18 protein-coding genes are annotated in these 21,903 nt (G+C 74.0%); 6 read left to right on the forward strand and 12 right to left on the reverse strand.

What is annotated here, in order from left to right:
• Nucleotides 1-140: 140 nt before the first annotated feature.
• The 4 genes from O7627_RS26730 to O7627_RS26745 all read right to left on the reverse strand — a co-directional run bounded on the left by O7627_RS26730 (nt 141) and on the right by O7627_RS26745 (nt 6,469).
• The gene (locus O7627_RS26730) at nt 141-2,429 is read right to left on the reverse strand and encodes an EAL domain-containing protein (RefSeq protein WP_278096225.1); all 2,289 of its coding nucleotides are present in this window, start codon (nt 2,427-2,429) and stop codon (nt 141-143) included.
• Nucleotides 2,426-3,280: a hypothetical protein gene (locus O7627_RS26735; RefSeq protein WP_278096226.1), complete on the reverse strand. Its 855-nt coding sequence runs from the start codon at nt 3,278-3,280 to the stop codon at nt 2,426-2,428. The genes O7627_RS26730 and O7627_RS26735 overlap by 4 nt, the downstream gene beginning before the upstream one ends.
• A gap of 425 nt (nt 3,281-3,705) precedes the next feature.
• A complete protein-coding gene (gene groEL, locus O7627_RS26740) occupies nt 3,706-6,075 on the reverse strand; it encodes a chaperonin GroEL (RefSeq protein WP_278096227.1) in 2,370 nt (789 codons plus the stop codon).
• A complete protein-coding gene (locus O7627_RS26745) occupies nt 6,065-6,469 on the reverse strand; it encodes a hypothetical protein (RefSeq protein ID WP_278096228.1) in 405 nt (134 codons plus the stop codon). The genes groEL and O7627_RS26745 overlap by 11 nt, the downstream gene beginning before the upstream one ends.
• 143 nt (nt 6,470-6,612) lie before the next feature.
• Here O7627_RS26745 and O7627_RS26750 point away from each other — a divergent pair, with 143 nt between their 5' ends.
• A complete protein-coding gene (locus O7627_RS26750) occupies nt 6,613-7,401 on the forward strand; it encodes an RICIN domain-containing protein (RefSeq protein WP_278096229.1) in 789 nt (262 codons plus the stop codon).
• A gap of 130 nt (nt 7,402-7,531) precedes the next feature.
• Here the strand turns inward: O7627_RS26750 and O7627_RS26755 are convergent, their stop codons facing one another.
• Nucleotides 7,532-9,109: a PQQ-dependent sugar dehydrogenase gene (locus O7627_RS26755; protein ID WP_278096230.1), complete on the reverse strand. Its 1,578-nt coding sequence runs from the start codon at nt 9,107-9,109 to the stop codon at nt 7,532-7,534.
• A gap of 225 nt (nt 9,110-9,334) precedes the next feature.
• Between O7627_RS26755 and O7627_RS26760 the strand changes: the two genes are divergently transcribed.
• Nucleotides 9,335-10,162 carry an SAM-dependent methyltransferase gene (locus tag O7627_RS26760; RefSeq protein ID WP_278096231.1) on the forward strand — a complete coding sequence of 276 codons (828 nt, stop codon included), beginning with the start codon at nt 9,335-9,337 and terminating at the stop codon, nt 10,160-10,162.
• Between the two features lie 44 nt (nt 10,163-10,206).
• Nucleotides 10,207-10,575, forward strand: a complete 369-nt coding sequence (locus O7627_RS26765) for a VOC family protein (protein ID WP_278096232.1) — start codon at nt 10,207-10,209, stop codon at nt 10,573-10,575.
• Nucleotides 10,576-10,597: 22 nt separating this feature from the next.
• On the opposite strand, the gene O7627_RS26770 is transcribed toward O7627_RS26765, so the two are convergent.
• From O7627_RS26770 to O7627_RS26780, 3 genes are all read right to left on the reverse strand, one after another.
• Nucleotides 10,598-12,583: a hypothetical protein gene (locus O7627_RS26770; RefSeq protein WP_278096233.1), complete on the reverse strand. Its 1,986-nt coding sequence runs from the start codon at nt 12,581-12,583 to the stop codon at nt 10,598-10,600.
• Nucleotides 12,584-12,585: 2 nt separating this feature from the next.
• Nucleotides 12,586-14,133, reverse strand: a complete 1,548-nt coding sequence (locus O7627_RS26775) for a sigma 54-interacting transcriptional regulator (protein ID WP_278096234.1) — start codon at nt 14,131-14,133, stop codon at nt 12,586-12,588.
• 171 nt (nt 14,134-14,304) lie between these two features.
• Entirely contained in the window at nt 14,305-15,393 is a 1,089-nt protein-coding gene (locus tag O7627_RS26780; protein ID WP_278096235.1) for a hypothetical protein, read from the reverse strand.
• A 159-nt stretch (nt 15,394-15,552) separates the two neighbouring features.
• Here O7627_RS26780 and O7627_RS26785 point away from each other — a divergent pair, with 159 nt between their 5' ends.
• Complete coding sequence (locus O7627_RS26785) at nt 15,553-16,038, forward strand: dCMP deaminase (RefSeq protein WP_278096236.1); 486 nt, start codon at nt 15,553-15,555, stop codon at nt 16,036-16,038.
• On the opposite strand, the gene O7627_RS26790 is transcribed toward O7627_RS26785, so the two are convergent.
• The gene (locus tag O7627_RS26790) at nt 16,035-16,703 is read right to left on the reverse strand and encodes a response regulator transcription factor (protein WP_278096237.1); all 669 of its coding nucleotides are present in this window, start codon (nt 16,701-16,703) and stop codon (nt 16,035-16,037) included. The two genes, O7627_RS26785 and O7627_RS26790, sit on opposite strands and share 4 nt — an antisense overlap.
• Nucleotides 16,700-17,977, reverse strand: coding sequence for a histidine kinase (locus tag O7627_RS26795; RefSeq protein ID WP_278096238.1), 1,278 nt, complete (start codon nt 17,975-17,977; stop codon nt 16,700-16,702). Before O7627_RS26795 ends, O7627_RS26790 begins: the two co-directional genes overlap by 4 nt.
• A 114-nt stretch (nt 17,978-18,091) precedes the next feature.
• Between O7627_RS26795 and O7627_RS26800 the strand changes: the two genes are divergently transcribed.
• Both O7627_RS26800 and O7627_RS26805 read left to right on the forward strand, forming a co-directional pair.
• Entirely contained in the window at nt 18,092-19,186 is a 1,095-nt protein-coding gene (locus tag O7627_RS26800; protein ID WP_278096239.1) for an LLM class flavin-dependent oxidoreductase, read from the forward strand.
• A 28-nt stretch (nt 19,187-19,214) separates the two neighbouring features.
• Nucleotides 19,215-20,306: a hypothetical protein gene (locus tag O7627_RS26805; protein ID WP_278096240.1), complete on the forward strand. Its 1,092-nt coding sequence runs from the start codon at nt 19,215-19,217 to the stop codon at nt 20,304-20,306.
• Nucleotides 20,307-20,335: 29 nt separating this feature from the next.
• On the opposite strand, the gene O7627_RS26810 is transcribed toward O7627_RS26805, so the two are convergent.
• A complete protein-coding gene (locus O7627_RS26810) occupies nt 20,336-20,578 on the reverse strand; it encodes an ATP-binding protein (RefSeq protein WP_278098447.1) in 243 nt (80 codons plus the stop codon).
• A 186-nt stretch (nt 20,579-20,764) separates the two neighbouring features.
• The gene (locus O7627_RS26815) at nt 20,765-21,868 is read right to left on the reverse strand and encodes a CapA family protein (RefSeq protein WP_278096241.1); all 1,104 of its coding nucleotides are present in this window, start codon (nt 21,866-21,868) and stop codon (nt 20,765-20,767) included.
• Between the last annotated feature and the right edge of the window lie 35 nt (nt 21,869-21,903).

Raw genomic sequence — 21,903 nt, forward strand, 5'->3', positions numbered from 1 at the left:
CGGCCGGCTCCCGCCGGTGGCTGCTACTCGTCGAGCACTGAGGAAATGCTCGCCGGTGCGGCCGCCCGCCGGCAGAGAAGAAGTCCCCCGGTCGATGGGACCTTCGGCCCGGTGGACCGGCCCCGGTGGGCCAGCCCCGGTCACCGGGCCAGGATCGACTCGCGCAGCTCGGCCAGGGAGCCGGGTCGGCCGTACCGGTAGCCCTGCCCGCGCGGGCAGCCGATGGCGCGCACCACGGCGTGCTGCGCGTCGGTCTCCACCCCTTCGGCGACCACCAGCATCCCGTACGCGGACGCGAGCTTGGTCACCATGTCCACTGTGGCGTACGCCTGGCTGTTGTCGCCGAGCCGGGCGACGAAGGTACGGTCGATCTTCAGCTCGGAGGCGGGGATCCGGTGCAGGTAGCTCAGTGACGAGTACCCGGTGCCGAAGTCGTCGATCGCGATCCTGACGCCCAGCTCGCGCAGCTGGCAGAGTCTGGTCAGGACGGCGTCGGTGCCGTCGATGAGCGCGGTCTCGGTCAGCTCCAGGGTCAGTGCCTGCGGCGGCAGCCCGGCCGCCCGCGCCGCCGCCTCGACGGTGGCGGTGATCTCCGGCCGGCGCAGGTGCATGGAGGCGATGTTGACGGCGACCGTGGTGGCGGGCGAGAGCTCCCGCCAGGTGGCGGCGGCCCGGCACGCCTCGGCGAGCACCCAGCGGTCGATCGGCAGGATCAGCCCGGTCTCCTCGGCCAACGGCAGGAAGCGGGCCGGGGGCAGCAGCCCGCGGCTCGGGTGCCGCCAGCGCACCAGCGCCTCGGCGCTGTGCACCGAACCGGTGACGACGTCCACGATGGGTTGGAACCGCAGCTCGAGCTGGTCGCCTTCGTCGACGGCGCGACGCAGGTCACCGATCAGTTCGGCCCGGGTCACCGCGGCCTCCCGCAGGCCGGGCGTGCAGATCCGGTACGCGGACTTGCCGGCCGCCTTGGCCGCGTACATGGCGATGTCGGCGTCGCGGAGCAGGTCGGCGTCGCCCGCGTGCTGGGGACCGTACTCGGCGATGCCGATGCTGGCCGACGAGCGCACCCCGAGGTCCTCGCCGAGGGTGGTCGAGCGCAGCGCGGTGAGCAGCCGGTCGGCGAGGTCCTCCGGGCGTACCTGACGGTCGCCGTCGACCAGGACGGCGAACTCGTCGCCGCCGAGCCGGGCGATGGTGCCGTCGGCACCGACCACGGTCCGCATGTGGCTGGCGATCCGACCGAGCAGGGCGTCCCCGGTGGCGTGCCCGAACCGGTCGTTGACCTGCTTGAACCCGTCGAGGTCGAGGAGCAGCACCGCGACCGGTTGGTCGGCGCGGATGGCCTGCCGCAGCCGCCGGGAGAAGAGCAGCCGGTTCGGCAGGCCGGTGAGCTGGTCGGAGTAGGCCAGCCGGCTCAGCCCGTCGGCCAGCCGGCTGTTCTCGGTCGCCGCGAGTGTCTGCCGGACGCCGAGGGCGGCCAGCAGGCACATGCCGGTGGTGAAGATCAGCGGTGGGGTGTAACCGGCCGCGTCGCGGGCCAGCACGATGGCCGCGATGGCGGCCGCGATGGGCAGGTAGGGCAGCCCGATCCGCCACCACGGGACGGGCTGCGCCTCGGCGCCGTCGACGGTGCCGTGGTCCGGCGGTGGCCGGTGCCGGGAGGCGACCGCGACCAGCAGGTAGGTGAGCGGCCAGCAGACGTCGATCGGATGGCCGGGGAAGTACATCTCCTGCACGATCAGGGAGACGTACACGGTGTCGGCCGCGGCCCGGATGGCGAGGCTGACGCCGATGATGGCGAGTGGCCGCCACCGCGGCCGGGCCGGGCCGGCGACCGCCACCAGGATCGTCAACTGGATCAGGTCGAACATCGGGTAGAGCAGGCCCAGCGCCCGTAGCGGGTCGTTCAGTTCGGCGGCCGTCACGTCGCGGAACACCACGATCCACCCGACCGGTACGAGGGAGAGGCCGACGATCACGCCGTCCAGCACGGTCCGGGCCCGGGCCACCGCGCTGCGGGGGGCGGTCAGGAAGCTCAGCAGCGCGGCCGTGCCGGTGACGATGCCGGCGAAGAAGAGGGTCCCGACCAGCGGATTGTTCGGCAGTCCGCCGGTGATGAGGCGACTGGCGGTCCAGACGATCCGGCCGATCGCCGCGAGCGCCATCGTCACGGCGAGCAGGGTCCAGAACCGGCGCAGCCCGGCCGGATGGCGGTGTACCGTGCTGGCGCACGCCACCGCGGCCAGCGACGCCACCACGATCGCTCCCAGGTCGCTGACGAGCGCGGCGTCGGGTAGGCCGAGGATCAGCCAGCCCGCCTCGACGCCTACCGCCGCGCCGGCCAGCGGCACCGCCAGCCGGGCCGGTCCGCCTTCGACGATCCGGTCGAGCACCCCGACCGGTGCCGCCCGCGTGCCGGCCGCCCTCACCGGCTGGCCGGGTGGCTGGGCGCCGCGTCGAAGCGCACCCGCGCGGCCCCCCGGTCGGCTCGCCCGCCCGGTTCCGGGCGGCGGCCGAAGAGTTGACCGGCGCTGTCGAGGCGGGACCGGGCCAGCTCGGCGCCGGCGGCCCGATGCGACCGATCGGCGTCGGCCTGCGCGGCCAGCTCGGCCCGGGCGGCGTCGGCCAGCGCGGCCGGGGTCAGCGGGCCGGACCGGTCCAGCGCACCGGGAATGTTGACGGCGAACCGCCACAGCAGCCGGGCGACCGCCGGCGGCGGGTCGGACCGGGCGCCGGGAGCGCGCTGGCCGGCCGGGCCGGCGGCCTGCTCGGCGATCCGGATGGCGGCGGTGAGGAAGTGGACGCGCGGGCTGAGCGGGCCGACCATCCGCCGGTCCAGCGGCCAGGTGGAGACCGCGAGCAGGCCGCGGACCGGAGTGAGGTGCTCGGCGGTCAGCGCCGAGCAGAGATAGTACGGTCGGGCCTGCGGCGCCGATCGGAATGATCTTTCCTCGTCGCGGCGCAGATGGGTCAGCTGCGCGCCGGTGATCTCGGCACCGCCGGAGCCGAGGAACGCCGTGTGCACTTCGACGATCAGCTTCGGCGCGGCCGGCACGGAGAGCAGGGTCAGGGCGTGTTGCACCTGTTCGCGCAGGGGCACCAGCGAGCCGGGCCGGCGGCCGGTCGACAGCCCGACCGCCTGGTCCCAGCCGTGTTCGGCGGCCCGCAGTTCGGCCCGGAGCGACTCGGCACGGGCGCGGTCACCGGAGCGCAACGAGCGCCGCACCGCCGCCCGCAGCTCGGCGATGCGGCGTTCGAAATCCTCCGGGGTGTCGGCCATCTGAGCACGGTACAAGTCCCAATATTTCCCAGCAATACGCCGAGGTGTTCGTCCGGTAATGCGACGGACACTACCGGGGATGAATGTCCCGAATGGAGGTCCGGTCGGGCCGGGATCGGTTCCGGAACGACGGGACCACCCTCCGGACGGCCGACCGTCCCCACCCGACAGACCGACCCGGCGTCAGCTCCGGGCGCCCGCCCCACCGCGGCCCGCAGGGGTGCGCGCTGGGGATCGGCCGGGTGCCGGGGGATGGGGGGCGGCTGGGTACCGAAGGTCGGCACCGGGACGGATCCCGGTGCCGACCCCGGCCCGTGCTGCGACGTGGTGCCGACGCGCAGCAGGTCAACGAGCCGTCCTAATCTGCAGGATCGCACGCAAACATGCAAGTTGCATCTGACGTGACGCCTATCCGACTCTGCCCGTCAGGCCACCATCAGATAGCGGGTGAGGGCGTTGGACGCGGCCAGCACCGCTTCCCGCAGGGTCGCGGCGGCGTCGATGATGCCCGCCTCCATCGCCACCACGTACCGGCCCGACACCACGTCGAAGGCGACGGCCGGGCCCCGCTCGCGCAGGTCGGCGCGGGCCGCCGGGTTCCGCCCGGCGTTGCGCATCAGCTCCTCGAACGGCGCTCCGAGCGAGTCGACGACCACCGCGTACCCCAGCGCCTCGTCGGCGTCGACCGGCCGGCGGTCGGCCAGCCGCGCCGCCACGGTCAGCAGCGCCACCCCGCCGCCGGGCACCAGGCCCCACCCGACGGCGGCCTTCGCGCTGCGTACCGCGTCGTCGATCTGCCGTCTCCGGGTCCAGAGATCGGGGTCGCTCGTCTCGCCCACCCGCAGTACCGCCACCCCGCCGGCCAGCCGGGCCAGCCGTTCGGCGAGGACCTGGCCGGCTCCCGACGCGTCGCCGTGGCGCGCCAGCTCGGCCCGGATCGTCGCGACCCGGTCCCGGATGGCCGCCGGGTCGCCCAGGCCGTCCACCACGGTGCTGTCGGCCCGGGTGGTGATCACCCGGCGAGCCCGGCCGAGCATCGGCAGGGTGGCCGCCGGCAGCCCGCCGCCGACCCCGGTCTCGATCACCGTTCCCCCGGTGAGGACGGCGAGGTCCTGCATCAGCGGTCGGCGGATCTCGTCCGGCCAGGACATCCGGACCGCCACCGACCGGAATGTCTCACGGATCTTGTTGACGACGAGTACGGCGAGCGCCGAGTCGCGAACGTCGTCGGCGAACACCGCCAGCGGCCGGTCCTGCTCCATCGCCTGCGCGAGGATCGGCATCAGGTCGCTCGCCTGGGCCAGCCGCTGGTCGACGACGAGGACGTACGGGTCGTCGAGCACCGCCTCCGCGCCCTCCGGTTCGGTGACGAAGTACGGCGACACGTGCCCGGCCGGCAGCCGCATCCCCTCGGTGAGTTCGAGTTCCAGCCCGAAGAGGTTGCTCTCCTCGACGGTTATCACCCCGTCCTTGCCCACCCGGTCCATCGCGTCGGCGAGCAGGTCGCCGATGCCGGGATCACCCGAGACGGTCGCGGTGAAGGCCTTGAGCTGCTCCTTCGTCTCCAGCGGCACGGCGAGGGCGGCGATCTCGGTGAGCACGTCGAGGGCGGCGGTCTCCACCCCGCGCCGCAGCGCCACCGGGTTCGCGCCGGCCCGTAGCGCGGCCGACGCGCCGTCGAGCATGGCCTGGGCGAGTACCACGGTGGTCGTCGCACCGTCGCCGACCCGGTGCCGGACCCCCTCCACCAGCTCCTTGACGTAGCTGACCCCGATGGTGTCCCGGTGGTCGCGGCAGGAGAGCCGGCGCACGATGCTCGCCGCGTCCCCCAGTTCGTGGTAGGTACCGTCCTCGTCCTCCACCAGCACCCGGCGGCCCAGCGGGCCGAAGGTGCGGCGGACCAGGTCGGCCGCGGTGCGGAAGCCCCTGGCGACCAGGGCCTGGTGCCGGTTGTAGGTGCACTGGACGGGCGCCGACCCGACCGGGCCGGACTTGGCCGGGCCGGACCGGGTCCGGGCCGCCGGGACCTGCGGCCGACCGGGATACCGGGGCACCTGTGCCAGGTAGATGTGGGGTTCGGCGTTGTACGCGCTCCACTTCGGTTTCTGGTCCGGGCGGCGACGCACCACGCCGTCGTGGACGTAGCGGAACAGCTCGTCGGCGCTGATCCGACCGTCGCCGTCCAGGTCGGCCGCCCCGGTCGCCAGCCCCTCCAGCAGTACGTCGGTGAAGATCGAACCGCGGGGGGCGGACTCCACCAGGCCCTCGGACTCGAAGGCGTACTCGTAGCTGTCGCAGGCGCTGATGACCACGTAGCCGCGGCCGACCTGGCCGTCCAGCGCGCCCTGCTGGGCGGCCTTGAACCCCTCGGCGAACGCGCCGGCGAAGCAGCAGTCCAGCACCAGCACCTTGGCGGCGGCCCGGCACGCCTCCAGCTGGTCGTTGACGAAGGACCGGGAGATCGCGGTGCTGGCCGGCCGGGTGAGGTTGGTGTTGCTCGCGGCGAAGTAGAGCCGGTGGAAGGGATCCACGATGCCGTGGCAGGAGAAGTAGAGCAGCACCAGGTCGTCGTCGACCCGGTCGGCCAGCAGCTCCTCGATCTCGCGCCGCACCTCCGGGTCCGCCGGGTCCTGCATGGTGCGGACCGTGAAGTTGCCCACCCCGGGGTCCTCCAGAACGGCGGCCAGGCCGTGCACGTCCTGGGCGGGGGCCCGCAACTGGTGCAGCGACGGGTCGTCGTACTCCCCCACCGCGATCAGCAGCGCGTACCGGCCGGCCGGCGGGTCAGGCCGCACCGGAATCGGCACCGCTCTGGGTTCGTACCCCGGCCAGCCAGTCCACGACGGCGCGCTCGGTGTCGTCCGAGGGGTCGCAGACCGTGAGGCTGCGCTCCCCGTCGCGCAGCACGATCCGGCGGGCCGCGCCGCGTTGGAGGAAGGCGACGGCGATCCGGGCGAAGGCGGTCATCGTGCTGCCGGCGAGCAGGCCGGCCACGACCAACTCGGCGAGCGACCCGCCGTCGGCCGCCTTGCTGCCGCCCGGTCCGCCGGCACCGCGGCCGGCCGGGGTGGCATCGACGCCACCCCGGGTCCGCAGCTCCTTGACCAGGGCAGTTGCCGCCACGGCAGCGCTCCGCGCGCTCCCCGGCACCGGCCCGGAGACCTGCACGAGGAACACGATGCACTTCATGTAGTAATCATCTCGTAACTTTGGGTAATCAGCTTGTCAGATACCTGACAGTAGGGCGGCGCTTTCCGCTCGGCCGTCCGGTTCGGCCGTCCGGCCGGCGGGCCGACTGGCCCGTCGGGCGTCGAGTAGGTCACCATGCCCGTATGCCCACCTACGACGCGAGCCCTCCGCCGGCCGGGCCGGGGCAGCCGACCGGCGGGCCGGGCCGGGCTACCGGGCCGGGGCAGCCTACCGGCGGCACCGTCTACGGCCGGTCAACCACCGACCGGCCGCGGCCGGACCGGACCATCCGGATCTCGCTGGCCGTCGCGGCCGGAGGGGTACTCGTCGGGTTGCTCTTCGCCACCGGTGTCCTCTCCGGCGGCGGGCCGGACGACAGCGCCCAGTGGGCCGACGGACCGGTCAGGCCGGCCGGAGCCGCGGCCGGCAGCGACGTCCCGGCACCCACCACGCCGGCCCCGACCGTGGCCGCCTCACCGACCGCCACCCCACCGGCCACCCTCGGGCCGGATCAGCTCCGGATCTTCCGGTCGACGGCGTCCGCGCTCTGCCTCGACCTCGCCCCGGGTGAGGACCCGGAGGGCGCCGACCTGCTCCAGGCGGCCTGCACCGGCGCACCCGCTCAGCAGTGGCAGCCCACCCCGGTCGGTGGGGATGCCTTCACGTTGACCAACGTGGCCAGCGGCAAGTGCCTCGACGTCGACAACTTCAGCGTCGACGACGGTGCGCCGATCCAGCAGTGGTCCTGCAACGGCGGCGAGAACCAGCACTGGCGGTTCGCCCAGGAGGCCGGGGCCGTCGCGCTGGTGAACGTCCACAGCGGCAAGTGCGTGGCGCTTGCCGATCCGAACGCCGGGACCGGCACCAAGGTGCACCAGTTCGGCTGCGACGGCACGGCGACGCAGCGCTGGGCCGAACAACCGCCTGCCTGAACAACTCGGCCCGAACCGGGCGGCCATCGGCTGCCCCGGCCGGCACCGGCCCGACTCATGGGTGTCCCGCCGGCCCGACGCGTCGGTGCCCGCCGGTCCGTGGACCGGCGGGCACCCGATTCCGCCCAGGTCAGCCGCAGGCTGAACCGTTGAGAGTGAACGCGGTGGGCGCCGGGTTGGCGCCGCTGGACGAGGCGAGGAAGCCGAAGGAGACGGTCCCGCCGGCGGGGATCGCGGCGTTCCAGGCCGCGTTGCGGGCGGTCACCGCCGTCCCCTGCTGGCTGCCGACCGCGTTCCACCACTGGGTGGCCCGCTGGGTGCCGGCGAACGTCCAACCGACGGTCCAGCCGTTCACCGGCTGCGAGCCGGTGTTGGTCAGCTGGACGGTGGTGGTGAAACCGGTGCCCCACTGGCTGTCCACCCGGTAGCTGACCGAGCAGGCGGCCGGCGCCGGCTCGGCCTCGAATGAGATCTTGTGCAGCTGACCCGGCAGGTCGTTGACCAGGTAGAGCTCGCCGTTCTCGTCCTCCCCGAGGCTGGTCGGCTGGATGGTCAGTTCCGCCAGCGCCCGGGTCTCGTAGCCGCTGCCGTCCTCCGTCGGCCGGACCGCGAAGGCGGTGCCGGAGCAGTAGTCGGTGGCGAGGTAGGTGCCGGTCGCGATGTCGGCGAACTCCCGGCCCCGGTAGACGTACCCGCCGACCACCGCACAGCCGTCCACGGAGGTCTGGTAGTGGTACACCGGCTCGATGTAGTCGGCGCCGGCCTGGCAGCGGGCCGGGTCGAAGACCTGCGGTCCCTCCCGGCACGACCAGCCCAGGTTCGCCCCGGCACCGCCGTCGCGCAGGTGGTTGATCTCCTCGTAGGTGCCCTGCCCGACGTCGGCGATCCAGAGCGAGCCGTCCGCCTGGTTCAGCGAGAACTTCCAGGGGTTGCGCAGCCCGTACGCCCAGATCTCGGCGCGCGCCCCCGCGGTCTCCACGAACGGGTTGTCGGCCGGTACGCAGTAGCTGTTCTCCCCGCAGGACCGGTTGACGTCCAACCGGAGGATCTTGCCGAGCAGGGTGTCGAGGTTCTGGCCGGTGTTCAGGACGTCGTCGGAGCCGCCGCCGTCGCCGATGCCCCAGTAGAGGTAGCCGTCGGGGCCGAAGGCGATGTGCCCACCGTTGTGGTTGGAGTACTCGGCGTGCGGCTGGCTCAGCACGACCTGCTCGCCGGTCGCCGGAACCGGGTTCTGGTCGGCGCTGGAGAGCTGGAACCGGGACAGCGTCACCGCGCCGTCGGGCAGCGCCGTGTAGACGACATAGATGGTGCGGGTGGTGGCGAAGTCCGGCGTGGTCGCGATGCCGAGCAGGCCGCGCTCGTTACCGGAGGTGTCCACCCGGGCGCTGATGTCCAGCAGCGGCGCGCTGGCCAGACCGGTGTCCGGGTGGTAGGTCCGGACCGTGCCGCCCTTCTCGGTGATCAGCAGCCGGCCGCTCCCGTCGTCCGGCGCGATGATCGCCGTCGGCCGCTGCAGCCCGAACGCGACCTGCGTGGTGCTTACCGAGAGCCGGTCCAGCGGCACCCCGGCCTGCGCCGCGACCACCCGGTCGGCGGTCGGGCCGCCCTGCGGCTCCGCCGCCGCCGGCGGGACGGTAACTGCGATCGGAATCAGCAGAGCCAGGCCGGCAACCGCGCCGAACCGGCGAAGAAATCGATGTCGCGACATATTCGCTCCTATCTGTTCACAGGAACGTAATGCCGGGCGGCTGACTCGCCAACCAGCCGTCCCGAATCGTGGGCGCGCTCCCACGGCAGCTCGCCGGGCCGGGACCAGGCCCGTCCGGGGCCGCCGGGTGGCTCCGTGCGGTGCCGCCGCCGCGGTGTCGGCGCGTCCGGCCGGGGAGCGCTAAGCTGCCGGGCACAGCTGCCAACCTCCCCAGAGGAGTCACGCGTGTCGCAGAGCCACCGCGTCAACGACGGCGGTCGGACCCAGTCCGGGATCGACACGACCGTCGCGCACAACGCCCGGGTCTGGGACTTCTGGCTGGGCGGCAAGGACAACTACCAGATCGACCGCGAGATCGGCGAGCGGATCCGGCAGATGGTGCCGCACATCGATGCGGTGGCCCGCGCGGACCGGGCCTTCCTGGCCCGGGCCACCCGCTTCCTGGCCGGCGAGGCCGGCATCCGCCAGTTCCTCGACATCGGCACCGGGCTGCCGACCGCCAACAACACCCACGAGGTCGCCCAGGCGACCGCGCCCGAATCCCGCATCGTCTACGTCGACAACGACCCGCTGGTGCTGGTGCACGCCCGAGCGCTGCTGACCAGCAACCCCGAGGGCGCCACCGACTACATCGAGGCCGACCTGCGCGAACCCGAGAAGATCCTCTCCCAGGCCGCCCGGACCCTCGACTTCGACAAACCGATCGCGATCATGCTGCTCGGCGTCGTCAACTTCATCCCGGACACCGGGCAGGCCCAGACCATCATCGACCGGCTGCTGGCCGCGGTGCCCGCCGGCAGCTACCTCGCGCTCACCCACCCGACGACCGAGCTGGGTGGGGAGGGCAACGTCGAGGCGATGAAGTTCTACAACGAGCACGCCACCCCGAAGATCTGCGCCCGCACCGGCGCGGAGATCGGACGGTTCGTCGAGCAACTGGAGCTGGTCGAGCCGGGCCTGGTGTCGTGTGCGATGTGGCGGGCCGAGCCCAACCCGGACGGCTCCCCGCCGGCCCGGGTGCCGCAGTACGGCGTGGTGGGGCGCAAGCCCTGACCCACCCGCTTGGCGAAGCCGCCGCCGGGTAGTAGAACCAGAACGTGCGCCTTCTCCATCTCGGACTGCCCGTGCTCGACCACGAGCGCAGCCTGCGGTTCTACGCGACGTACTTCGGGTTCGACCCGGCCACCGCCCAGTCGTACCCGGACGGCACGGTGATCGTGCGCAACGCCGACGGCTTCGACCTGGCCCTGCACCCGGCGACCGAGCCGACCTCGGCGCCGTACTTCCTGCACTTCGGCTTCGCCGTGGCCGACGCCGACACGGTCCGGACGCTGGCCGCGCGACTGGCGGCCGACGGCGTGCCGGTCGTCGAACGCGACGACGAGCCGGACCTGGTCTCGATCAAGTGCCTCGACCCGGACGGCTGGCGGGTCGAGGTCTACTGGGAGCGCCGGCCGGACGCCTGAGCGCGGCCGGCTGGCCGGCCGGTCACCGGCGGGCGCGGCTGCCGCGGCGGGCGCGCAGATAGTCGGAGACCACGTAGCTGCCCAGGTCGGCGGCCTCCGGGGTGAGCACCCGGCCGCCGCAGCGCCGGGCGATCGCGTCCACGAACCGGCGCAGGCCCGGATCCTCGCCCAGCATGAACAGGTTGATCGTCGCTCCGTACCGGCTGAGCGTGTCCACCTCCGCGACCGTCGCCTCGACGGTCTCCCGCAGTGGCGGCCAGTTGAAGACCCCGACGCCGTCGGCGTCCAGGTGGGCGGTCGGCTCGCCGTCGGTGACCACCAGCACCACCGGCTCCGACCCGGGGTGCCGCCGCAGGTGCCGACCGGCCAGCCGGAGCGCGTGCTGCAGGTTGGTGCCCTGCACCAGCTCCGGCTCGGCCGCCGCCAGCTCCCGCTGGCTCAGCGGCATCGCCTCCAGGCCGAACCCGACGATCTGCAGCGCGTCCTGCGGGAACCTGGTCGCCACCAGGTGCGACAGGGCCAGCGCGGTCTGCTTCATCGGACCCCACCGGCCCTCGGAGACCATCGAGAAGGAGAGGTCCACGCAGAGCGCCACCGCCGCCGACGCCCGTCGCTCCGTCTCCACCACCTCGAAGTCCTCGACCGCGAGCGCCACCGGCACCCGCGTTCCGGACCGGCGGACCGCCCGGGCCACCGTGCGGACCACGTCGATCGGCTGCTCGTCGCCGAACTCCCAGGGCCGCGACGCCCCGGTCACCTCCCCCGCCGCGCCGGCGTCCCGCAGGTCGTGCTGGCCACGCCGGCCGCCGGACAGGTCCGCGAAGATCCGGCGCAGCGCCGTGCCGCCCAGCCGCCGCAGCGCCTTCGGGCTCAGCGTCAGCCCGTCGGCGCCGCGCTCCACCCAGCCCTGCCGGCGCAGCTCGCGCTCCAGCTCGCGCAGCCGCCGGACGTCGTCGGCCGCGCCGCGCCCCAGTGTGCGCCGCACCGCCTCCACGTCGACGTCGTCGAGGGTGGCCCCGGGATGCTCCTGGCCCAGCTGGTCCAGCAGGTCGTCCAGGTCGGCGATCTCGCCCAGCGCCCCGGTCGCCTCGCCGTAGCCCAGCGGCTGCTCGCCCCGGACCCGGTCCCGCCGGTCCCAGGCCAGGTCCGGCCGCAGCGTGCGCAGGTTGGCGTCCAGCGCCGCCATTTCCCGGGCCAGTCCGCTGCTGCCGAGCGCCGCCTCCATCAGCCCGGCCAGCTCCTCGCGTTGCCGGTCCGAGAGCGAGTTCATCAGCCGCTCGGCGGCGGCCGCCCGCCGGGCGAGCACGTCGATCAGCTCGTCGGTGGAGGTGGGCCGCTCCGGGAAGAATTCGCCGTGCCGGCGCATGAACTCGGCGAACGCGTCGGTGGTGTCCTCCCCCCGGGCGTGCCGCGCCAGCAGGGCGTTCAGGTCGCTCATCAGCTCGGTCAGCCGGCGCTGGGCCGCCGGGTCCGAGCCGGAGGCGCGCAGCGCGTCCCGCAGCCCGGTGAACCGCTGCTCCAGCACCTCGTTGCGGAGTCCGTCGAGAATCTGCTGGTACGCCCGGCGCGCGTCGTCGCTGACCCAGTCGTACCCGGACAGCTCCTGGACCGCCCGCGCGGTGGAGGTGGGCAGGTTGTCCAGCACCGCCTCGGCGAACCGGGCCGCGTCGTCGTCGCGGGCGCGCAGCTCGTCGCGTTCGGCCGCGAGCGCCTGGTCGAGCAGCGCCCGGGACCGGGTGACCGCGCCGTCCAGGTCGCCGCGGCGCATCGCCTCCCGGCGCAGCCGGCGGGCGCGGGCGGCCAGGTCCTCCAGCCCACCGCGACCGCCCGGACCGCGGCGCAGCAGGTTGCGCAGCGCGTCGCGCAGGCTGCCGCCGGCCAGCACCTCGGCGCCGACCTCGTCGACGGCGGCCCGCACGTCGTACGGCGGGGCCAGCGGATCGGGTCCGCCGCGCCAGGAGCCGTACCGGAAGCGGCGGTTTCCGGCGGAGCCGGGTGTCGACGGCACGGTCAGCCCCGGCCGCCGCCCGACGGCCGGCCGCCGTCGGGGTCCCGGCCGCCGTAGCGGGTACGGCCCTCGTCCGTCACGTCCTTGGCCAGCCGCCGGGTCAGGTGCAACCCTTCGAGGACGAACTCCACCCCGGCGGCCGCCTCCCCCGCGGTCGGCGCGTCGCCGAGCCCGAGCCGGTCGAGCGCCTTCGCCAGGCCGGGCACGGTCCCCACCTGGCCGAGCAGGTCGGCGGCGCCGACCAGCTCGCCGGTCTCGATCACCCGGCCATCGGCGACCAGCGCGGTGAAGCCGGAGAGGTCCAGCCCGGCCAGCCTGGCCCGGAATGTCTCGGCGGTCGCGGTCCGCAGCAGGTGGGCCAGGATCTCCGCCTCCCGCCCCTCCTCGCCGCTCTCGAACTCGACCTTGCCGCGCAGGGTGCTGGTCACCGACACCGCGTCGCCGACCCGGGCCACCGGCCCGGCACCGGAGGGTGCGCCGTCCGTGCCGGCGCGGCCCGCGTCGAACCCGCCCGCGCCCGAGCCGCCCGCCTCGGAGCCGCCGGCCAGCAGGGCCTCGCGTCGCAGCGCGGCGGCGGCGACGGTCTCGGCGGCGGCGATCGCGAACCGGGCCGAGACACCCGACCGAGGGTCCACCGACGGCGACTCGCGCACCGCGCGGGCGAACCGGGCCAGCACCTCCAGCACGTGCTCCGGGACGGCGGCGACCAGCTCCGCCTCCTGCCGGATCAGCGCCAGCTCCAGCGCCAGGTCGAGCGGGTAGTGGGTGCGGATCTCGGCGCCGAAGCGGTCCTTGAGCGGGGTGATGATCCGCCCCCGGTTGGTGTAGTCCTCCGGGTTGGCACTGGCCACCAGGAGCAGGTCCAGCGGCAGTCGGAGCTGGTAGCCGCGGACCTGGATGTCGCGCTCCTCAAGCACGTTGAGCAGCGCCACCTGGATCCGCTCGGCCAGGTCGGGCAGCTCGTTGACCGCGAAGATCCCCCGGTTGGTGCGCGGCACCAGCCCGAAGTGAATGGTCTCCGGGTCGCCGAGGGTGCGGCCCTGGGCGACCCGGATCGGGTCCACGTCGCCGATCAGGTCGCCGACCCCGGTGTCCGGGGTGGCCAGCTTCTCGCCGTACCGCATCGACCGGTGCAGCCAGCCGACCTTCAGGTCGTCGCCGGCCTCCTCGGCGGCCGCCCGCGATCCCGGGGTGAGCGGGCGCATCGGGTGCTCGTTGAGCACCGATCCCGCGATCACCGGCGTCCACTCGTCGAGCAGCCCCACCAGGGAGCGGATCAGCCGGGTCTTGCCCTGCCCGCGCTCCCCGAGCAGCACCAGGTCGTGCCCGGCCAGCAGCGCCCGCTCCACCTCCGGCAGCACGGTGTCCTGGTAGCCGACGACCCCGGGGAACCGGTCGCCGCCGGCGCGCATCCGGGCCAGCAGGTTGTCGCGCAGCTCCTGCTTGACGGTGCGGTAGGTGTGGCCGGCGGCCCGCAGCTCGCCGAGCGTGCCGGGTAGTCCGGCCGGCGGGACGGGCGCGATGACCGGCGCCTGGGAATTCACAGTCACCCCCCACACGCTAGCGCGCCCGAGGGCGGGGCGGCCCGGACCGGCCGGGCGGCGGCCCCCGATACCGCTCACCGCCGCCCGACCGGCCCGACCGCCCCGACTCGGCCCAGCCCGATCCGACCCCGCTCGATCCGACCCCGCTCGATCCGAGGCCCGGCAGCCCGGAGCAGCTCAGCCGGCCCGGCCGCAGCGTGCGCAACCGCCCCTGCGGCGCAGGTGGTAGGCGAGCGCCGCCGCGCCGAGTGCGATCCCCCACACCGGCCAGAGGGCCATCGGCATGATGCTGAGGTTGAAGCTGGTCAGCCCGTCCCAGAGGAGCGGCTGGCTGAGCAGGGCCAGGCCGGCGGCGGTCACCGCCACGGCGACCAGGCTCGCCGGCACGACGGCGAGCTTCACCGGCACCCGCCGACCGGCCAGGCCGATCATCCAGCGCGGGAATCTCTCTCCCCAGGGCCGGACCAGACCGACGGTGAGCACCGCTCCGACGACTCCGAACGCTCCGAGCCCGGCCCCGGCCCAGACCGCCCCGGACTCCTGCAGCTCGGCGAGGGAGTCCGCGCTGATCCCGAGCGGGATTCCGGCCAGCCAGGCGAACCGGGTGATCGAGTAGAGCACCGGGATGATCGCCGCCACCACCACCGCCCACCGTCCCCACCGGGCGGCGGACGCCGCCGAGGTCCAGCTCGCACCGCCGGCGCGGCGCCCGCACCACGGGCAGGCCGGCGCGGTACGCAACTGCCAGGTCAGCACCGCCCGGGCCAGCAGCACGCCGCCGAACACGGCGAACACCTTGTTGGCCAGCGTCCAGTCGAAAACCTCGGCATACTCGACCGGCCAGCCGAGTGGCACGCTGAGCAGCAGCATCGGTGCGTAGCCGGCGACCGCCAGCACCTCGTAGTCCGGCACGACCAGCAGCAGGGCGGCCGCCACCAGCCAGCCGTAGCCGAGCAGCAGGGTGCGGAGGATTCCTGGTGGCCGTACCGCGAGCGGCCCGGCCATCGCGAGCGCCGCCGCCGCGGTCGTCAGCAGCACCGCCGCGAACAGCGGCGCCCCGACGCCGACCGGCAGGACCCGCAGCAGGCTGACTCCGTGGCTGAGATCGTGGGCGAACGGGTAGCCGTCCCCGGTGATCGTCCAGACCAGCGCGAGCGCGCCGTAGAGCGCCGCCCACCCGGCGGCGAGGTAGCCGACCCGCTCCGTCCACCAGGTCTCGGCGGCGGGTGGCCGGGTTCGATCGGTCACGTAGGTGGTTTCGGTCATCGGGTGCCTCCCGGTCGACAGCTGGCGGGTTCACCACCACCATCGCGAGCGGAGCCCGCCGAGACCTCCCCGCCGGGAGTGGTTCCGCTCCCCCGGCAGAGGGAGCGGCCGGGTCGGCTGGCGGCGGCCCGGGTTGCGGACCGGCGGTAGCATCGCCGGGTGACCACGGGGACCAGCTACGACCTCCACTGGCTGGGTAGGGCGGTGGACCTGTCACGCCGGTGCCCGCCGACGGACAGCGCGTTCTCCGTCGGGGCGGTCGTGGTGGGCGCCGACGGCGCCCTGCTGGCCGAGGGCTACTCCCGGGACGTCGGCCCGCGCATCCACGCGGAGGAGTCGGCACTGGCCAGGCTGGCGGTTCGCCGGCCGGCGCCGGATCTCGCGGGGGCGACCATCTACAGCTCGCTGGAACCGTGCAGCGACCGGTTGTCCGGTTCCCGGACCTGCACCCAGATGATCCTCGCCGCCGGCCTCCGCCGGGTGGTGTTCGCGCTGCTGGAGCCGCCCGTCTTCGTGGATTGTCAGGGCGTCGAGCTGCTCCGGGCAGCTGGCGTGGAGGTGATCGAGATGCCCGAGTTGGCGCCACTGGTCCGGGAGGTCAATGCGCGGGTGCTGACCCCGGGATACATCGACGAACGCTGCTAGTGGGCCGCCCCGCCGGAGGGGGCCACGAAGCCGGACTCGTAGGCGGCGATGACCGCCTGGGTCCGGTCCCGGGCGCCCAGCTTGGCCAGTACGTTCCCGACGTGGGTCTTGACCGTCTCCACCCCCACCACCAGCTCCGCGGCGACCTCCTGATTGGACATCCCGGCCGCCATCAGCCGCAGTACCGCGGCCTCCCGGTCGGTCAGCCCGGCCCGGCCCAGCCGGTCACCGGCGCGCCGGCCGTACGCCCCGACCAGCCGGCGGACCGCGGCCGGGAAGAGCAGCGAGTCGCCCCGGGCGACCACCCGGACCGCCTGCACCACCTCGGCCGGGCGGGCCCGCTTGAGCAGGAATCCGCTGGCGCCGGCGCGCAGCGCCTCGTAGACGTACTCGTCGTTCTCGAAGGTGGTGATCACCAGGACCCGCGGCGCGGAGGGTGCGCCGGCGACCAGCCGGCGGGTGGCCTGGATGCCGTCGATGGCCGGCATCCGGACGTCCATCAGGACGACGTCCGGGCGGAGCCTGGCCACCAGCGGCGGGACCTCGGCCCCGTCGGCGGCCTCGCCGAGCACCGTCAGGTCCGGCTGCGCGTCGATGATGGCCCGCAGTCCGACCCGGATCAGCTCCTCGTCGTCGACGATGAGTACGCCGATGGGTTCGGTCACCGCCGTTCCTCCTCGTCGGTGGGGAGCCGGACCCGGACCCGCCAGCGTCCGTCGTCCGGGCCGGCGGTCAGCTCGCCGCCGAGCAGCCGGACCCGCTCCCCGATGCCGGCCAGCCCGCGCCCCGACCGTGGTCCGGAGCCGTGCTGACCGGCGGGCAGCGGATTCACCAGGTCGATCTCCAACCCGCCGGCCGGTACGCCGATCCGGAGCGTGACCGGCCGTCGGGCGCCGTGGCGGACCGCGTTGGTGAGCGCCTCCTGCACGATCCGGTAGCCCTCGCGGGAGACCACGGCCGGCAACCGGGTGGGGTCTCCACTGACCTCGACCATGACCGGCAGCCCGGTGGCGCGGGTGTCGGCGACCAGCCGATCCAGGTCCCCGAGGGTGCGCAGCGGCGCCCGGTTCGCGCCGTCGTCCACCGGCGGGTCGGGGTCGACGGCGGGATCGCGCTCCCGGAGCAGGCCGAGCACATGATCCAGATCCGCCATCGCGGCCCGGCTGGTCTCCTCGATGGCGACCAGCGCCCGCCGGGTGAACTCCGGATCGGTCTCCAGCACCTCGCGGGCGGCGCCGGCCTGCACGGTGGCGACGGTCAGGGCGTGGCCCACCGAGTCGTGCAGTTCGCGGGCGAGCCGGTTGCGCTCCGCGAGCCGGGTCGCCCGGGCCTGCAGCGCCGCTTCCCGCTCGGTCTGCGACGGGCCGAGCAGCACCGGCGCCATCGACACGGCCAACGCGCCGAGCCCGGCCACCAGATAGCCGATCACGGCGAGCGCCAGCAGGCCGATCAGCAGCAGGTAGGCGGTGTCGCCGCCGTCGAACGGCCCGAACCGCTCCGCGGACAGCTCCCGCCGACCGATCCCGAACAGTTGGGCGATCAGGACCGTCGCCATCGGTACCAGGACGAAGAGGGCGGTCACCACCAGGCCGCCGGAGATGATGTGCAGGGCGATCCAGAGCGCGGAACGTAGCCGGGTCTCCCGGTCCAGCCGGGCCGAGGCGGCGGGCTCGGGCAGGTCCACGTCGAGCAGGTTGCGGGCCGCGGCGATCTCCAGCGAGCGGGTGCCGCGCAGGAAGGCCGGGGTCGCGGCGATCACCACCGCGACGGCCAGCAGCAGGGCGGCCACCCCGCGCGAGGTGGTGGTGGTCAGCAGCTGGGTGAACGCCACACCGAGCAGCACGTAGGGCAGCAGGATCACGCCGCCGAGCAGCAGGAAGACGCCCCGGCGATAGGTCGAGGCCCGCACCAGTGGCGCCAGCACCGCGCGCAGCGTCATTTCTCCATTGTCGCCGCCCGTCGGTCGCCCGCTGACCCGCCCACACCCCTAGGATGAACATGGGAACGGTTGTCGTTTCTTCGAGCTGAGGTGCCGCCCGCTTAAGGAGTGCCCATGCCCGCACCCGCCGGGTCCGTCCCCCGCGTACACGCGTTCCTCCTCGCCGGGCAGTTTCCCGGCACCAGCCACGCGCAGACTCTCGCCGCCGCCCACGACTACGCCCTGGCCGCCGAGCGCGCCGGCTTCGCCGGGGTGTGGATCGCCGAGCACCACTTCATCTCGTACGGGGTCTGCCCGTCCGCCGTCGCCTTCGCCGGCCACCTGCTCGGCACCACCAGCCGGATCACGGTCGGCACCGCCGCCTGCGTGCTCTCCAACCGGCACCCGGTCGCGCTGGCCGAGGAGGCCGTGCTGCTGGACGAGCTCTCCGGCGGCCGGTTCGCGCTCGGCGTCGGCCGGGGCGGACCCTGGGTCGACCTGGAGGTCTTCGGCACCGGCCTGGACCGCTACGCCACCGGTTTCGCGGAGTCGGTCGACCTGCTGCGGTCCTGGCTCTCCGGCGCCGAGACCGTCGGCGGTGCCGGACCGGAATTCACCTTCCGTCCGGTGCCCGTCGTGCCGCGTCCACGCCGGCCGGTGCCGCTCTGGATCGCCGCCACCTCACCATCCACCGTGGAGCTGGCGGCCCGGCGGGGCCTGCCGTTGCTGCTCGGCATGCAGGCCGACGACGAGGAGAAGGCGGAGCTGCTGGCCGGGTACGCCCGCACCGCCGCCGCGCACGGCCACGACCCGGCGGCGATCGAGCACGCCAGCGCCCACCTCGCCTACCTGGCGGACTCCGACGCCGAGGCCGTCGAGACGGTCCGCGCCGGCCTACCGGGGCTGCTCGCCGGCACCGACGGCTACGTCCGGATCGACGGTTCGGCCCGCAGCCGGCCGGACCGGGACCGATACCTGGAACGGCTGCTGGACCTGCATCCGGTCGGCGGTGAGCGGCGTTGCCTCGACCGTCTCGGCGAGACGGTGGCCCGGACCGGAGTCCGCGACCTGCTGCTCATGGTGGAGGCGGCCGGGGATCGGCAGCGGACGCTGGCGAACATCGCCCGGCTCGGCGCCGAGGTGCTGCCGGCGATCCGGACGGGTGCGGTGAACCCGTACCGTGGTCCGGGGACCGCCCCTGCCCCGACGACGGCACGCGGCGGACCCTGACGGGGGTACGACGAGAGGGGCCACCATCGTGACCAGCCGGTTCGACGTCAGGCAGCAGGAGCAGCCGACCACAGTGTCCACCCTCCGGCCACACCCGACCTACCGCGAGAACCTCTTCACCATCGGCTTCGGGGTCTGGTTCGCGCTGGGGCTCTTCCTCGACGCCTGGGCGCACAACAACCTCGCCGAGCTGGAGTCGTTCCTCACCCCCTGGCACGCCGTCTTCTACTCGGGCTTCACCGCCACGGCGGCCTGGATCTCCTGGCTGGTCTGGAAAAACGTCCAGGCCGGCCGGCGCGGAATGGACGCCGTGCCGGTCGGCTACGGCCCCGCCGTGCTCGCATTGCCGGTCTTCGCCCTCGCCGGCGCCGGCGACTACCTCTGGCACGAGCTGTTCGGCATCGAGCAGAACCTCGTCATCCTGTTCAGCCCGACCCACCTGCTGCTGATCACGTCGATGGTGCTGATCCTGGCCAGCCCGCTGCGCGCCGCCCGGGCCAACCCGGCGCTGCCGGCGGCACCGACCGCACGCCAACTGCTGCCGGCGGTGCTGTCGACCGGCTTCACCGCCGCACTGGTCCTGCTCTTCCTGCAGTACGGCAACGCGATGGCGCTGGCCGCGCCGGACATCATCCGGGCGCTCACCTTCGACCGCGACAATTCGCCGCTCTTCACCGAGCTGCTCACCAACTACCTGGTGGTGACGACCCCGATGCTGGTCGGGCCGCTGCTGCTGCTGGCGCGGGACTGGCGGTTGCCGTTCGGCACCGGCACCGTGATCTTCACGATCATCGGTGGGCTCTGCGCGGCCATCACGGCGTTCGGCAACCTCTCCACGGTCGCCGCGCTGATCGCCGCCGGCTTCGGTGCCGACCTGTTGGCCCGCTGGCTGCGCCCGGCGGCGGACCGGCCCGGCGCGTACTGGGCGTTCGGCGGGCTCACCGCGCTGCTCACCTGGGTGCTGTACTTCGCGGTGGCGATGGCCGTCGTCGGCGACGTGCCACCGGTGGTCGAGATGTGGACCGGAATGCCGCTGGTCGGCGGGCTGATCGGCCTGCTGCTGGCCGGCCTGCTGGTGCGGACCCCGCTCGGCCGGCCGGCAGAACCAGCCGCGCCCTGAACCGGCCGCGCCCTGAACCGGCGGGCCGGTCACCCGCTGGCGGTCAGCGGCGAGGTGGTCGGCGGCGGGTCGTCGTCGGTGCGGTCGCCGGCCGGCAGCCAGAGCACGAACGTGGCGCCCTCGCCGAGCGCCGAGAAGACCGCCAGCTGACCGCGGTGCGACTCGATGATCTGCCGGACGATGGCCAGCCCGAGACCGGTCCGGCCGTCCCGGCTCTCCGGTGCCCGCCGCCAGAACCGGTCGAAGACCCGCTGCTTGTCGCCGGCCGCGATATCCGGCGGCGAACGCGGCGGTGGCCGCCGCCGCGATCCCCAGCCCCGCGATTGTCGTGATTCGCATGATCTCGCGTCCCCTCCGTCGGTCGGTCGGGACGCCCGACCCGGCGGAAGAGGTGCCGGTGCCGGGCGTCCGTGAGGTCATCAGACCAACCGGACCGAAAGAGAACCGAAGGCGCGGAATCAGTTCGGTGCGGCGGCCAGCCCGGAGCAGCGGGCCGCTGTGGCGATCCGGTCGGAGATCCGGTCGCGGGCGCGGCCGGTGACGAGCACCGGCTGGCCGGTGTCCGAGACGGTGGCCGGCAGGAACTCGTTGTCGACCACCGCGCGGCCCCGCACGGTCAGCCGCAGCACCCCGGAGTCGGTGCTGTGCGAGGTGCTGTACCAGAGGAAGTTGCCGAGCCCGTAGTGCACGTACGTGTCGTCGAGCCAGCCGTCGGCGAGCAGGGTGTGCGCGTGCGTGCCGACCACGATGTCGGCGCCGGCCCGGGCCAGCCGCTTAGCGAACGATGTCATCTCGCCGCTCGGGCAGTTCGAGCCCTCGATCCCCCAGTGCATGAAGACGATCACCAGGTCGGCCTGCTGCCGGGCCGCCCGGACCGCGGCCACGGCCCGACCGGCGTCGTGGGACATCGCGACCCCCGGCCGGGAGTCGGTCGGCTTCCAGCGGTCGGCCAGCTCGTGCACCTGGGACATGCCGAGCGCCGCGATCCGGGTGCCGCGCACGGTGGTCAGCCAGGGGGCGTACGCGGCGTCGGCGTCGCGGCCGGCACCGAAGACCGGGAAGTCGGCGGCCGACGCGGCGGCCAGGGTGTCCCGCAACCCGACCTGCCCGTAGTCGAGGGCGTGGTTGTTGGCCAACGACGCGGCGTCCACCCCGGCGGCCCGCAGCGCGGCGTACGCGGTGTCCGGTGCCCGGAACAGGTAGCGCTTGGGCTCCGGGCTGCCCCGGTCGGTCACCGCCGTCTCCAGGTTCACCAGGGTCAGGTCGGCGTCGCGCAGCTGCGCCGCGATCGGCCCGAACGCCGTCGCCGGCTCGTCGAGCAGCCCGAGCGTACGACCGGTGAAGTGCACGTCCCCGGCGAAGACCAGCCGCAGCTCGGCCGGCGGGCTCGGTGACACCGTGGTGACGGACGCGGCCGGCGTAGCAGCGGCACCGGGGTCGTGCCAGCTCGGCCCGCCTCCGCTCGGCTCACCGGCACATCCGACCAGCAGCGTCACGCCGACCCCGGCCGCCACCGAAACCCGACCAGCGATCCCCACCTGGTCGACCCGACGTGTTCGCACCGTAACCGCACCCACACCCCAGAGCCTACGACCGC

This window comes from Solwaraspora sp. WMMD1047 (assembly GCF_029626155.1).
Classification (GTDB): Bacteria; Actinomycetota; Actinomycetes; order Mycobacteriales; family Micromonosporaceae; genus WMMD1047.

Coding starts and splice junctions, on each gene's coding strand:
- O7627_RS26800 (WP_278096239.1), top strand. CDS start 18,092: ATGCCCGCACCCGCCGGGTCCGTCCCCCGCGTACACGCGTTCCTCCTC.
- O7627_RS26795 (WP_278096238.1), bottom strand. CDS start 17,977: ATGACGCTGCGCGCGGTGCTGGCGCCACTGGTGCGGGCCTCGACCTAT.
- O7627_RS26780 (WP_278096235.1), bottom strand. CDS start 15,393: ATGACCGAAACCACCTACGTGACCGATCGAACCCGGCCACCCGCCGCC.
- O7627_RS26750 (WP_278096229.1), top strand. CDS start 6,613: ATGCCCACCTACGACGCGAGCCCTCCGCCGGCCGGGCCGGGGCAGCCG.
- O7627_RS26745 (WP_278096228.1), bottom strand. CDS start 6,469: ATGAAGTGCATCGTGTTCCTCGTGCAGGTCTCCGGGCCGGTGCCGGGG.
- O7627_RS26735 (WP_278096226.1), bottom strand. CDS start 3,280: ATGGCCGACACCCCGGAGGATTTCGAACGCCGCATCGCCGAGCTGCGG.
- O7627_RS26755 (WP_278096230.1), bottom strand. CDS start 9,109: ATGTCGCGACATCGATTTCTTCGCCGGTTCGGCGCGGTTGCCGGCCTG.